The 12,880-nt window shown below is 63.4% G+C and carries 11 protein-coding genes; 2 read left to right on the top strand and 9 right to left on the bottom strand.

Features of this window, described 5'->3' with window-relative positions; all coding sequences use genetic code 11:
• Positions 1-122 precede the first annotated feature (122 nt).
• The gene (locus JY96_RS22585) at positions 123-638 is read right to left on the bottom strand and encodes a hypothetical protein (RefSeq protein WP_052162787.1); all 516 of its coding nucleotides are present in this window, start codon (positions 636-638) and stop codon (positions 123-125) included.
• A gap of 16 nt (positions 639-654) precedes the next feature.
• Positions 655-1,851 carry a JmjC domain-containing protein gene (locus JY96_RS19935; RefSeq protein WP_235333994.1) on the bottom strand — a complete coding sequence of 399 codons (1,197 nt, stop codon included), beginning with the start codon at positions 1,849-1,851 and terminating at the stop codon, positions 655-657.
• 77 nt (positions 1,852-1,928) lie between these two features.
• On the opposite strand from JY96_RS19935, the gene JY96_RS19930 reads away from it, so the two are divergent.
• A complete protein-coding gene (locus tag JY96_RS19930) occupies positions 1,929-2,450 on the top strand; it encodes a peptidylprolyl isomerase (protein WP_035040068.1) in 522 nt (173 codons plus the stop codon).
• Positions 2,451-2,514: 64 nt separating this feature from the next.
• Here the strand turns inward: JY96_RS19930 and dut are convergent, their stop codons facing one another.
• From dut to JY96_RS19900, 6 genes are all read right to left on the bottom strand, one after another.
• A complete protein-coding gene (gene dut / locus JY96_RS19925) occupies positions 2,515-2,964 on the bottom strand; it encodes a dUTP diphosphatase (protein WP_035040064.1) in 450 nt (149 codons plus the stop codon).
• Entirely contained in the window at positions 2,961-4,193 is a 1,233-nt protein-coding gene (coaBC, locus tag JY96_RS19920) for a bifunctional phosphopantothenoylcysteine decarboxylase/phosphopantothenate--cysteine ligase CoaBC (RefSeq protein ID WP_035040061.1), read from the bottom strand. Before coaBC ends, dut begins: the two co-directional genes overlap by 4 nt.
• Before the next feature lie 39 nt (positions 4,194-4,232).
• The gene (locus JY96_RS19915) at positions 4,233-5,267 is read right to left on the bottom strand and encodes an AraC family transcriptional regulator (RefSeq protein ID WP_152606593.1); all 1,035 of its coding nucleotides are present in this window, start codon (positions 5,265-5,267) and stop codon (positions 4,233-4,235) included.
• A gap of 318 nt (positions 5,268-5,585) precedes the next feature.
• Entirely contained in the window at positions 5,586-6,653 is a 1,068-nt protein-coding gene (locus JY96_RS19910) for an AraC family transcriptional regulator (protein WP_081961476.1), read from the bottom strand.
• 72 nt (positions 6,654-6,725) lie between these two features.
• The gene (locus JY96_RS19905; protein ID WP_035040053.1) at positions 6,726-7,610 is read right to left on the bottom strand and encodes a metal-dependent hydrolase; all 885 of its coding nucleotides are present in this window, start codon (positions 7,608-7,610) and stop codon (positions 6,726-6,728) included.
• 207 nt (positions 7,611-7,817) lie between these two features.
• Positions 7,818-8,717 (bottom strand): metal-dependent hydrolase, encoded by a 900-nt coding sequence (locus JY96_RS19900; protein ID WP_035043788.1) that lies wholly within the window; start codon positions 8,715-8,717, stop codon positions 7,818-7,820.
• Positions 8,718-8,938: 221 nt separating this feature from the next.
• On the opposite strand from JY96_RS19900, the gene JY96_RS19895 reads away from it, so the two are divergent.
• Positions 8,939-10,024, top strand: coding sequence for a diguanylate cyclase (locus JY96_RS19895; RefSeq protein ID WP_052162785.1), 1,086 nt, complete (start codon positions 8,939-8,941; stop codon positions 10,022-10,024).
• 33 nt (positions 10,025-10,057) lie between these two features.
• On the opposite strand, the gene alaS is transcribed toward JY96_RS19895, so the two are convergent.
• Positions 10,058-12,685, bottom strand: a complete 2,628-nt coding sequence (alaS, locus tag JY96_RS19890) for an alanine--tRNA ligase (RefSeq protein WP_035040051.1) — start codon at positions 12,683-12,685, stop codon at positions 10,058-10,060.
• Positions 12,686-12,880 lie beyond the last annotated feature (195 nt).

Raw genomic sequence — 12,880 nt, 5'->3', positions numbered from 1 at the left:
GGTCTTGGAACTATGTGCAGAGCCCACAGTCCCATAGCAATACGAGACAAGGGCAAAGGATGCATCGCAACTGGCGTTGCTCCACATTCAGCCAACGATTATACGTCGTATAAGGCTATTCCCTATAGCCCCAGGGTCGTGGGAGGCATCGCCTCGTGCGAGCGTTGCAAATTTACGTCAACCTCACTCAACCATGTCCGCAAAACCCCTTTGTCCCGCGTCCAGATGCCGGCGCCGTGAAGGGGCTCGTTCAGGCGCAGGCCGATGCAATCGTGCACGACCAGCATGGGCACCAGCCCGGCAGCCAGCTCGTCAGGCGCCTCCCAGCATTTGACACGGTGGGCCCAGGTGCCCCGCCAGGCCACCCAGCGAGGGTGCTGCCTTGGAAACGCCTCGTAATGTGCTGCCAAAAGCTGGCAATGCGTGCCTTTTGCGAGCAAAGACCACTGGTGCAAGGCTTCCATGACGCTGCGCTCACCCAAAGGCCAGTGAACAAAGTCAGTGTCCACCATGGTCAGATCGCAGGCCAGGGTCGCCGCCATGGCCATCGCCGCACGGAAGCGGTCCTGAAAGTCTCGCCAGCTGCTGATCTGACCGGACTGCTCGCCGTCCTGCTGTGTCACGGAAACCTGATCCATGGCAAAACCCTTTCATTCAAGGCAAGGGATGCAGCCAGCCGTCCTCAGCCCATTGGTCCAGCAACTCGCGCAAGGCCGGGCTGGCTTTGGCCACGTCGGCCGCAGACAACTGGCGGCGGTCGGCCAACTGGCGCAAATGGCGCGCATCCTTGCCCGCCGCCACCCAGGACTCGCCATTGGCGAACACCCGCTTTTCATCGTAAACCATGCGCGTACGCGGATCGAGCCGAACCCCCACCCCTTGCGGCAAAGGCTCGCTGGCATGGAACCACACACGCGGCTTGGGCTCGGTCAGCACCTCACCCAGGGCTGAACGCAAGGCAGCCGGGTCCTTCAAGGCCTTGGCGATGGCTTCAGCGGCAAAGGCCTGCAAGGCCTCCGGGATCAGGCCAGGCGTGGCCGTGGCAGGCTGCCTGGGGTCCTTGTACAGATGGGGCTGCGCCGGGCACTCCAGAGCCTCGACCAGGCGCACCAGCACCTCGCGCGCCAGCTCGGTCTCTTCCGGCACGCGAAAGCCGATGGAGCAGGTCATGCACTCGCCTTGCGCGATGCCGTCATGCGCCCATTTCGGCGGCAGGTACAGCATGTCACCGGGCTCCAGCACCCACTCGTGCTCAGGCACGAAGTTGGTGAGGATCTTCAAGGGCACGTCGGCCTGCAGCGTGGGGTCGCTCAACTGCCCGATGCGCCAGCGGCGCTGGCCGTGCACCTGCAACAGGAAGACGTCGTAGGAGTCGAAATGCGGCCCCACCCCGCCGCCGTCCGTGGCGTAGGAAATCATCAGGTCATCCAGGCGCGCATCGGGCACGAAGCGGAACTGCTGCAGCAGGTCATACGCAGCAGGTACATGCAGATCCAGCCCCTGCACCAGCAAGGTCCAGCCGGGCTGGGTCATGGGTGGCAGGCTGCGGCGGCTCAGCGGGCCGTGTGACAGGCGCCAACCGGCATCCGCCTTTTTAGGCTTCTTGGCTTTGGCGCCCTCCGCTGCGGTCTGCACGATCAGGCGGGACTCCACCTCGTCGCTCTCGGCCAGGGCAAACAGCTTGCTGCGCTCGATGGGCGGCTTCACACCGGGCATGGCCTGGCGGATCAGCAATGGCTTTTTCTGCCAGTACTTGCGCATGAAGGTCGCTGGCGAGATGCCCCCGAGCAAAGGGGTGATCTGGTCGATGTCCAGCGGCAAGGACGGTGCGGATGTCTTGGAGGCTTTCATGCCGCCATTGTGCGACCAACGCGGGCCGGCCACCCCTGATCAGGCTCAACGAGGCGCGGGCGTGAGATGATCGCGGCATGATCATTTCCTCACCTTGCGTCGTGAGCCTGATGTGGCGTCTGGAAGACGCCCAGGGCCAATTGATAGACGAACTGACCCAACCGATGGAGTTCCTGCTGGGCGGCGAAGACCTGTTGCCCAAAGTGGAAGAAACCCTGCTGGGCCAGAGCGAAGGCTTTGAAGCCAATCTGTACCTGGAGCCCGAACAAGCCTTTGGCGATTACGACGCCGAGCTGGTGTTCTTCGAGACCCGCGACATCTTCCCGCCCGAAGTGTCGGAAGGCATGCAGTTCGAAGGTCCACCTGAAGGCTCGACCACGCCTGATCTGCCTCAGGACGCGATCTACACGGTCACCGAGGTGTACGAAACGCACGTGGTGCTGGACGGCAACCACCCGCTCGCAGGGCTGGCGCTGCGCCTGGCCTTGAAGGTGTGCGACGTGCGCCCGGCAACCGAAGAGGAAGTCGAGCAAGGTTCGGTGGCGGACTCGCCTTTCAGCCTGATGCAGTCGGCACCGCCTGACGAGACCCTGCACTGAGGCCGCACAGCAGCCTCGCTGAGGCGCGGTGCAGAGCCTGCCTGCGGCTCATGACCAGGCCAGGTCAGCCGCGACCTGTAGACCCGAAACCGCCCTCGCCCCGGTGCGAGGCCTCGAAGCTGTCAACCTGGCGGAATTGAGCCTGCACCACCGGCACGATCACCAGCTGGGCGATGCGCTCCATGGGCTGCACGGTGAAGGCGGTGTTGCCACGGTTCCAGCAACTGACCATCAGGGGCCCCTGGTAATCCGAATCGATCAGGCCGACCAGATTGCCCAGCACGATGCCATGTTTGTGGCCCAGGCCCGAACGCGGCAGGATCATGGCGGCCAGCCCGGGGTCACCCAGGTGCATGGCCAGGCCCGTGGGGATCAACTGAGCCTGCCCAGGCTCCAGCACCAGAGGTTCATCGAGGCAGGCACGCAGATCCAGCCCTGCGCTGCCCGGCGTGGCATACGCGGGCAGGCTGTCGGCCATACGGGGGTCGAGAACACGGATATCAACGGTGGTCATGCTTGAACTGCTTGAAGACGGTTGGCCAGCTCCTGCATCAGGGCGCGGGCCAGGGTGAGTTTGTCGGTGGGGCGACCATCGGCTGGCAGCGCGTGGTCTGACTGGGCGTCCACGACCAGCAAGGCGTTGTCATCACGGCCAAAAGTGGCCGGCCCAAGGTTGCCGATGATCAGCGGGATGCGCTTGCGCAGCAGCTTGGCGCGGGCGTGCGCGAGCAGGTTCTCGCTCTCGGCCGCAAAGCCCACGCAATAAGGTGGCTTGGGCAAAGCGGCCACGGCGGCCAGGATGTCGGGGTTCTCAGTCAGCTCGAAGGTGGGCGCAACCTTCTTGCCCTCCTTCTTGATCTTGTGCTCGCTCAGGCTGGCGGGGCGCCAATCGGCCACGGCAGCCGTGGCGATGAACACATCGTGATCGGCTGCGCAAGGCACCACGGCGTCGTACATCTGGGCGGCCGTCATCACGTTCTGGCGCTTGACGCCGCGAGGCGTGGACAGGTGCACCGGGCCAGCCACCAGGGTCACATCGGCGCCCGCTTCCACCGCGGCGCGCGCCAGGGCGAAGCCCATCTTGCCGCTGGAATGGTTGGTGATGCCGCGCACCGGGTCGATGGGCTCGAAGGTGGGGCCCGCCGTGATCAGCAAGCGGCGGCCGGCCAGCACCTTGGGCTGGAAGAAGGCGATCAGCTCGTCGAGCAACTCTGTGGGCTCCAGCATGCGGCCGTCGCCCACTTCACCGCAGGCCTGGTCACCGCAACCGGGACCGAGGATCAGCGTGCCGTCTTGCGCCAGCGTGGCCACATTGCGTTGCGTGGCCGGGTGCGACCACATCTCGCGGTTCATGGCCGGCGCCACCAGCAAGGGGCAGCGCTCGCGCGGGCGCGCCAGGCACAGCAGGCTGAGCAGCTCGTCAGCCCGGCCTTGCGCCAGCTTGGCGATGAAGTCGGCACTGGCGGGCGCCACCATCACGGCATCGGCCTCTCGACCGAGGTTGATGTGGGCCATGTTGTTGGGTTCGCGAGCGTCCCACTGGCTGGTCACCACCGCGCGGCCCGACAAGGCCTGCATGGTGACCGGCGTGATGAAGGCCTCGGCCGCCTCGGTCATGACCACCTGCACGGTGGCGCCCGCCTTGGTCAGCAGGCGCACCAGTTCGGCCGATTTGTAGCAGGCGATCCCGCCCGTCAGGCCCAGCACGATGCGCCGGCCTTGAAGATCTGAACGTTCTGACATGGGCCGGACTCTATCAGGGTCTGCCCATGCTGCGCGGGCTCAACGGCTGTTCTGCCCCAGTTGGTCGCGATAGGCGCTGGGCGACAGGCCCGTCCAGCGCTTGAAGGCGAAGGTGAAGGCACGGCGGTCCGAGAAGCCCAGCTCCATGCTGATGGACTCCATGCTGATGGCGCGGCGCTTGAGCATGGTCTGCGCGCGCTGGCATTTGGCCTGGGACTGGATGTCCACGTACTTGATGCCCTCGGCCTGCAGGCGGCGCTGCAGGGTGCGCGGGTGCAGCGCCAGCGCGGCGGCCGTGGCCTCCAGGCCATCACGCAGCAACTCGGGGCGGCGCTCCAGCGCCCAGCGCACCTCTTCGACCAGGCGGCGCTCGCCCACTTCCCGGCTCATGCGGCGCTCGATCATCATGCGAGCCTGGTTGTGCGCCTCGGGCACGAAGGCGTTGAGCGGCATGTCCAGCCAGCGGCGGTCCATCACCAGTGCGTCGGCGGCCTCGCCAAAGAACACCGGCACGCCAAAGTGCTGGGTGAACTGCTGTTGATGGCTGGGAGGTGTGCTGGCCACGCGCACCGACAGCAGCCAGCGCGAGCCTTTGGTGGCGCGGCGGATCAGCTGGTTGATGGCCGACAGGGCCACTTCACGCACATGGCAAAGGGCGCGGGGATCGGGGTCCGGCACCGCCATTTCGACGCGCAGATGTGCCTCGGAACCGAACTCATCAAGGTGGATGATCATCCACGGAGCCAGCAGCTCTCGCGCCCAACTCGCCAGCTCCAGCATCTCGCGCAGCGTGGAGCAAGAGGCGATGAAGGCGTCGAACTCGGCGAAGTGTTCGAAGACGAAGGAATCACCCAGGGCAAACGGGAAGTGATGGCCCTTGGCGCGTTCCACGCACATCGAGAAGGCCTTGAACAGGTTCAAGGGCGGCACCCTCATGGGCGCCTGGGTCTCGCTCGCCACGATGCCGGCGTCACGAAACACCGGCTCGATGGTGAAGCCGCACACGTTGGCAGCCTGGCGCCAGCTGCCCAACGCGGGCAACGGAACAGATGAGGTGGTCAGCGATTGAAGCATGGTGAGCAAGCCTGTGTTCCAGCATCGACAACATATCTGACAACATTCGTAATCAATAAATTAACCCGCTTGTTGCAGCAACCCGGAGATGCGTCCGAGTCAGTTCAGACTATGGGCTGGGGCCTGGATAGGCAATATTGCACGTCATCCGGGAGGATGAAATCGCGACATTTTCTTGATCAAAATGAAGGGCATAACCCTTTTGTGGCAAGCATTTACCCGCGAGCAGCAAGAATAAGGGGCCATTACCTGGCCCCTTATGTCAGTCAACTCATCAATTTGACTTTCTAGAAAGTCAAACAGCACATCTGCACAGAATCAAGCCTGCTGCTCCCGCCAGGCACTGGGTGTGGTCCCCTCCCAGCGCTTGAACGCGGCGGTGAACGCTCGACGATCCGAGAAGCCCAGGCGAGCGCTGATGTCGTCGATGGACACGTCGCCCTGGCGCAGCCATTGGCAGGCCAGGCGGTGGCGCATGCGCGCCTGCACGTGGAGGTAGCTGTCGCCCTCGTCCTTCAGGCGGCGCTGCAGGGTGCGGGGGTGCAGGTTGAGCCGGTCGGCCATGTCCTCCACGCCCAGCGCGAGCAAGCTCGGGTCGCGGGTGATGAACTCTTCGATCTCGGCGGCCACACCCTGGCGGCGCGCCTCCTTGCCCAGGCGTTGCTCGGCCAGGAAGTGCGCCTGCTCGTGCAAGGCCGGGAAGGCACCTTCCAGCGGTTGGTCCAGGATGCGGCGCTCAAACACCAACGCGTCCTGCGGCGCATTGAAGGTGACCGGCACGCCAAAGAAGGGCTCGAACTGCGCCGCATTAGGCGGCGGTGGGCATTGCATGGTCACGCCCACAAAGCCTTGCTCGGAGCCTTGCAGCGTGCGGCCGAATTTGCGGATGCACGCCAGGATGGCTTGGGACACCAGACTCAAGGGCAGCCCGTAGCCGGCCAGATTGGGAATGGGCACATCAAAGCCCACGATGACCTTGGCCAGGTCACCCTCTTCCTTGACCTCCAGCGTCAACCAGGGCAAGACCATGCGCCGCGCCAGATCCGCCACGCGCAAGGCCTCGCGCAAGGTGGGGCTGGTGGTCAGCAGGGTTTCGAATTCAGGCAGCGACTCGAAGGCGAAGGTGTCGCCCAGCACCAGCGGAAAGTGCTTGTCCGGCGGGGACATGGCCACGCATTGCTCCAGCAGCGAAATCAACTGCAGAGGCGAGACGCGGGCATCTTCCAGTCGGATCAGGTCGATCTTGATGCCGGCCTCCTTGAACAGGGGCTGGACATTGAAACCGCATTTGGCAGCCGCCTTGATCCAGGCGGACAACATGAACAAGGGAATGGGCTTGATGCCCATCGCCTCGAGGACAGCTTGTGGTGGCAGTGGAATACGCATAAACGAAATCGGCACACCCCCATGGAGTGTGCCGAAGTCTAACCAACTACAGGGCAGTCAATGCAATAAATATCAACGCGCCATCGCTGCGCGCATCAATTCACTGGCTTCCACCGGGTCCCGATGCAGGTCGAACGCCTGCAGCCACTCCTCGTAGCCCGGCTGATCGGTCTCGTCCCAGGGGTGGTAACCGGGCTTGTAGTACAGGAAGTAGTGGCTGTAGAGCGGGCCCACAAAACCACCCGGCTTGAGCAACCACCAGATGCCGCCGGCATTGAGCTTCACGCGTTGCCACCAGCTGAACCCGTCCTGCTTGAGCATGAAGTTCAGGAACTTGAAGATCACCAGGGGGAAGATCACGGTGGTGTGCAGCAGCGTCCAGATGCGCAGGGCGTAGCCCACCTTGGCGTAATCGACCATCACGTCGTAAGCCACGCCCTTGTGCTCGACTTCCTCGATGGCGTGCCAGGCGTACATGGCGCGCACCTTGGGGTGGGCTTGCTTGAGCACGTCGCGCTTGTCGAACAAGGCATGGGCGCCCAGGGCGGTGAAATGCTCCAACGCCGAGGTGATGCCCAGGGTGTATTCGCGGCTGTAGCGGCTGCGGTAGGTGTCGAACAGCAGCTTGTTGAGCCAGTCGATCAGGTAGTCGACGTCGATGCCCTGATCCTTGAGGTGATCGTTGTACTGGTTGTGCACCAGGGTGTGCTGGCCTTCCTGGCGGTTGAAGTCCTTGATGTCCTGCAGCAGCTTGGGGTCGTTGACGCGATCGCGGAAGTCCCGCACCGAAGTCATGAAGAACTTCTCGCCCGGGGGAAAGATCACCGACAGCGCGTCAAAGAAGCGCGACTTGAAAGCATCACCCCCAAACCAGTACTTGGGGATGCTCTTGTCGAAACCAAAATCCAGCTTCTCGCGGGGGATGATCGGGTGCTGGGCTTCAGGATGTTTTGCCATGTTGTAACTCTCTCCTCGTGTCTCCGGGATAGAGGAACTGTACAAATTGACACTGACAGGCGACAGGATGAGGCGTGACAGCAGGGTTTCCTGCACGACAGCCCTGACTCGGTGTTTCCACCAGGTTTCCGGGCTTTTCAGGACACATCAAACCAAAACGAAAAAGGCCTCCGAAGAGGCCTTTGCATCCCAATTCAGGCGCGTTCGTCAGGCGGACAGGGCCAGATCGTGGCGCATCTGTTCGCTGGCCTTGACCGGGTCCTTGGAACCATTGAAAGCGGCCAGCCACTCTTCGTAGCCGTGCTGCTCGGTTTCCTGCCAGGGGTGGTAGCCGGGCTTGTAATAAGTCCAGTAGTGCTTGGCCATGGGCTGCAGCAGGCCGCCCGGCTTGAACAACCACCAGGTGCCCTTGGCCATCAGCTTGGCGCGCTGCCAGGCGTTGAAGCCGTCATGGATCAGCAACTGGCGCTGGATCGTGAAGATCGTGATCGGGAACATGACGGAGGCATGCACCAAGCCCCAGATGCGCATCCAGTAGCCCACCTTGGCGTAGTCTTCCATCACGTCATATGCGACGCCCTTGTGCTCGACTTCCTCGATGGCGTGCCAGGCGTACATGGCGCGCACGCGGTGGTCGGCTTCCTTCATCACATCGCGCTTGTCAAACAGGCTGTGGGCAATGATGGAGGTGAAATGCTCCAGGGCCGAGGTGATGGACAGCGTGTACTCGCGGCTGTACTTCTTGCGGTAGTCCACGTTGAGCATCTTGTCGACGTACTTGGTGAGCTTGTCGACGTCCACACCCTGGCGGCGCAGGCGGTCGTTGTCCTGGCGGTGCACCAGGGTGTGCTGGGCTTCCTGACGGTTGAAGCCCTGGATGTCTTCCAGCAGCTTGGGGTCGCTGATGCGGTCGCGGAAATCGCGCACGCAGGTCATGAAGAACTTTTCGCCGGGAGGGAAGATGACCGACAACGCGTCCCAGAAACGGCTCTTGTAGGCGTCGCCGCCGAACCAGTACTTGGGCACATCGCCATCCAGACCAAAGTCCAGCTTTTCGCGGGGAATGATGGGATGCACGGCATCGTGTTTGGTGTTGTTTGCGCTCATGTTCATCACCTTCAGATCGGTTCTTCGGTGTTGTTAATTTAGCCCTGCATACCCTCATGCGCACAGGATTGGGTGTGACAGCAAGGGTGTCGCCGCGACAAACGCACACATTCGTGCGCCAACGCAATGGCGCATGCGTGATTTAGCTCACGAACCGCGCGACTCAAGTCGCTCTTGCCACATTCCGATATCCAGGGATGCTCAATGCAAAAAGTCCCGGCATGGCCCTGTCCTCCTCCACCATGGCCCCCCCCCACCAGAGCTGGCATGGTTTGGATGCCATGCAGGCTGACGCGTTTCGTTCCCTGCTGCAGGGTGTGGCCCTCATCTGCGGCCTGACGCATCTTGCGTTTTGCGCGCTGTTCTTCTGGGCCGATGTGTCGGCGCTGGCTTATGTGAGCGTTGCCAGCGTGTTGAGCTATGGCTTTGTATTCCAGCTGGCGCGCCGTGACCGGGTTGCACAGGCCTGGACGGTGACTGTGCTGAGCGTGCTGGCACATGCCGTGCTCGCCGTGACCGTGATCGGTTGGGACACCGGCTTTCACTACTACATCCTGCTGATGATCCCTGCCGCGGTGATCAGCTCCATCCGCCCCCTGGCGCTCAAGGCCGGTACGGTGCTGGGCCTGATGCTGACCTACCTGAGCCTGGACATTGTCTTGCGCCACCGTGCGCCAGCCAATGTGCTGCCGGACTTCGTTGTGGAAGGCCTGCACTACTTCAACGTGATCGGCATCATGGTGATGTTGATTTCGTTTGCCGGCTACTACTTCTACCTGCTGGAGAAGACCGCCGCAGCGCTGCGCGAGATGTCGCAGACCGATGCGCTGACCCAGTTGAAGAACCGCCGCGCCATCACGGAGGCCATCCGCCGTGAGGAGAGCCGCATGCGCCGCGGGGATCACCCTCTGTCCTTCGTGCTGTGCGACCTGGACCACTTCAGGGCCGTCAATGAATCCGCCGGGCATGAGGCCGGCAATGCTGTGCTCAAGGCCGTGAGCCGGACGCTGGAAAGCTGCATGCGCGACGTCGACTTCGTCGCCCGCTGGGGTGGCGAAGAGTTTATGGCCGTGCTGCCAGACACCAATCAGGAAGGCGCCCGGCTGGTGGCCGAGCGCATTCGCCGCAAAGTCGAAGGCCAGTTGATCGAGGCCAATGGGGGGGCGCCCATCAAGATCACGGTGACCCTGGGGGTGGCCACGATCGAGCCCGGCGAGGATGCCGAGCAAGCCATTGTGCGCGCCGATGAGGCGCTGTATCAGGGCAAGGCGGGCGGGCGCAACCAGGTGGTCAGCGCCGCCGCCTGATCAGGCAGCCCCCACACCGCCATTCAAGGCCGATCAGAGCTTGTCTGCGGCCCAGCCCTGCACGCTGGCCAGCGCCTTGGGCAGGCCAGCTGCATCGGTGCCACCGGCCATGGCCATGTCCGGCTTGCCACCGCCCTTGCCACCGACTTGCTGGGCCACGAAGTTGACCAACTCGCCGGCCTTGATCTTGCCGATGGTGTCTGCCGTCACGCCCGCGGCGATCTGGACCTTGCCGCCCTCTACCGCAGCCAGCACGATGGCAGCGGTCTTGAGCTTGTCCTTGAGCTTGTCCATGGTGTTGCGCAGCGTGGCGGCGTCGGCGCCTTCCAGCTGAGCGGCCAGCACCTTGACACCCTTGATATCGACAGCCTGGGCCATGAGCTCGTCGCCCTGGCTGGAGGCCAACTTGCCCTTGAGCGCGGCGATTTCCTTTTCCAGCGCACGGATCTGGTCCATGGCGGCGGCCACGCGGGCCGGCACCTCGTGCGGAGTCGCCTTGATCAGGGCAGCCACGCCGTTGAGCGTGGTTTCCAGGTTCTGGGTATAGGCCAGCGCGCTGGCACCCGTGATGGCTTCGACGCGGCGCACACCGGCGGCCACACCACCTTCGGCCACGATCTTGAACAGGCCGATGTCACCGGTCCGCTTGACGTGGGTGCCGCCACACAGCTCCTTGGAGGAGCCGATGGTCTGCACGCGCACGGTCTCGCCATACTTCTCGCCGAACAGCATCATGGCGCCGGACTTCTGGGCGTCATCCAGGGCCATGACCTGGGCTTGCGCCTCAGCGTTGGCCAGGATCTCGGCGTTGACCAGCTCCTCCACTTCGCGGATCTCTTCGTCCGTCATCGGGGCGTTGTGGGCGAAGTCGAAACGGGTGCGGTCGGCCGTGACCTGCGAGCCCTTTTGCTGCACGTGATCGCCCAGCACTTCGCGCAGGGCCTTGTGCATCAGGTGGGTGGCGCTGTGGTTGCGTACGGTCTTGGCGCGCAGCTCGGCATCGACCTTGGCATTGAGCTTGTCGCCCACCTTGATGGCGCCTTCAACCACGCGGCCGTGGTGGCCGAACACATCGGCCTGGATCTTCTGCGTGTCTTCCACGATGAAGCGGCTGGTGGCGTTGCGCAGGTCACCACTGTCGCCACATTGGCCGCCGGACTCGGCGTAGAACGGGGTGTGGTCCAGCACGATGACGGCGTCTTCACCAGCATTGGCTTGCTGCACCGAAGCGCCGTCCACGTAGATGGCCGTCACGTTGGCTGCGTCCACCGTCAGGTGCTCGTAGCCATGGAAGCCGGTGGCCACGCCCTTGTATTCGAGGCCGGCTGCCATCTTGAACTTGCCGGCGGCACGGGCCTGCTCGCGCTGGCGGGCCATGGCGGCGTCGAAGCCAGCCTGGTCCACGGTGACGTCGCGTTCGCGGCAGACGTCGGCGGTCAGGTCAACGGGGAAGCCGTAGGTGTCGTGCAGCTTGAAGGCGGTTTCGCCATCCACCTGCTTGGCGCCCGATGCCAGCGCGCCTTCCAGGATTTCCATGCCGTGGGCAATGGTCTGGAAGAAGCGTTCTTCTTCGGTCTTCAGCACATCGGTGATGCGCTTTTCGTTCTGGCGCAGCTCAGGGTAAGCATCGCCCATCTGCTCAACCAGGGCCGACACCAGCTTGTGGAAGAAGGGGGTACGGGCGCCCAGCTTGTAGCCGTGGCGGATGGCGCGGCGGGTGATGCGGCGCAGCACGTAGCCGCGACCTTCGTTGCTGGGGATGACGCCATCGGCCACCGTGAACGAGCAGGCGCGGATGTGGTCGGCGATCACCTTCAGGCTGGGGCTGGACGCATCCACGTCGCCACCACCAGCGGCGTCCACCGCCGTCTTGGCCGCGGCCAGCAGCGCCTGGAACAGGTCGATCTCGTAGTTGCTGTGCTTGCCTTGCAGCACCGTGGCAATGCGCTCCAGCCCCATGCCGGTGTCCACCGATGGCTTGGGCAGCGGGTGCATCACGCCGTCTTCGGTGCGGTTGAACTGCATGAAGACGTTGTTCCAGATCTCGATGTAGCGGTCACCGTCTTCATCAGGGCTACCGGGAGGGCCGCCGGCAATCTCGGGGCCGTGGTCGTAGAAGATCTCGGTGCAAGGGCCGCAAGGGCCGGTGTCGCCCATCATCCAGAAGTTGTCGGACATGTAGCGGCCGCCCTTGTTGTCGCCGATGCGCACGATGCGCTCGGCGGGCACGCCCACCACATTGTTCCAGATTTCGTAAGCCTCGTCGTCTTCCTGATAGACGGTGACCCACAGCTTGTCCTTGGGCAGCTTGAACTTCTCGGTCAGCAGTTCCCAGGCGAAGCTGATGGCATCGTGCTTGAAGTAGTCACCAAACGAGAAGTTGCCCAGCATCTCGAAGAAGGTGTGGTGACGCGCCGTGTAGCCGACGTTGTCCAGGTCGTTGTGCTTGCCGCCCGCGCGGATGCACTTCTGCGAGGTGGTGGCGCGGCTGTAGGGGCGCTTGTCAAAGCCCAGGAACACGTCCTTGAACTGGTTCATACCCGCATTGGTGAACAGCAGGGTCGGGTCATCACCCGGCACAACGGGGCTGGACGCCACGATGGTGTGGCCCTTGGACTGGAAGTACTCCAGGAAGGTCTTGCGGATATCAGCGGCTTTCATGAGGGCTTTCTGCTTGTCGCTCGAATCAGATGTCGGGCTGCCTTAGTCTGGGCGGTGCTTGTGGCGGGTGCGAGCCACCGCATGCGCGCAGACGGGCGGAACCCGAGATTATAGGTTTGAGGCGCCCTATCATGGCGAATCAAACCAGACCCGTTTCAACGCCGTTCGCAACGGGCCACCCCGTGTTGGACCTGG

The sequence above is a fragment of the Aquabacterium sp. NJ1 genome (genome assembly GCF_000768065.1).
In the GTDB taxonomy this organism is placed as follows: Bacteria; Pseudomonadota; Gammaproteobacteria; order Burkholderiales; family Burkholderiaceae_C; genus Aquabacterium.
The sequence above is the reverse complement of the archived record's forward strand: the minus strand, read 5'-3'. Positions and strand labels throughout refer to the sequence as shown.

Excerpts from the sequence above, each read along its gene's own strand:
- JY96_RS19930 (WP_035040068.1), top strand. The coding sequence starts at position 1,929 with ATGATCATTTCCTCACCTTGCGTCGTGAGCCTGATGTGGCGTCTGGAA.
- JY96_RS19900 (WP_035043788.1), bottom strand. The coding sequence starts at position 8,717 with ATGAGCGCAAACAACACCAAACACGATGCCGTGCATCCCATCATTCCC.
- JY96_RS19910 (WP_081961476.1), bottom strand. The coding sequence starts at position 6,653 with ATGCGTATTCCACTGCCACCACAAGCTGTCCTCGAGGCGATGGGCATC.
- dut (WP_035040064.1), bottom strand. The coding sequence starts at position 2,964 with ATGACCACCGTTGATATCCGTGTTCTCGACCCCCGTATGGCCGACAGC.
- coaBC (WP_035040061.1), bottom strand. The coding sequence starts at position 4,193 with ATGTCAGAACGTTCAGATCTTCAAGGCCGGCGCATCGTGCTGGGCCTG.
- JY96_RS19935 (WP_235333994.1), bottom strand. The coding sequence starts at position 1,851 with ATGAAAGCCTCCAAGACATCCGCACCGTCCTTGCCGCTGGACATCGAC.
- alaS (WP_035040051.1), bottom strand. The coding sequence starts at position 12,685 with ATGAAAGCCGCTGATATCCGCAAGACCTTCCTGGAGTACTTCCAGTCC.
- JY96_RS19905 (WP_035040053.1), bottom strand. The coding sequence starts at position 7,610 with ATGGCAAAACATCCTGAAGCCCAGCACCCGATCATCCCCCGCGAGAAG.
- JY96_RS19915 (WP_152606593.1), bottom strand. The coding sequence starts at position 5,267 with ATGCTTCAATCGCTGACCACCTCATCTGTTCCGTTGCCCGCGTTGGGC.
- JY96_RS22585 (WP_052162787.1), bottom strand. The coding sequence starts at position 638 with ATGGATCAGGTTTCCGTGACACAGCAGGACGGCGAGCAGTCCGGTCAG.
- JY96_RS19895 (WP_052162785.1), top strand. The coding sequence starts at position 8,939 with ATGGCCCTGTCCTCCTCCACCATGGCCCCCCCCCACCAGAGCTGGCAT.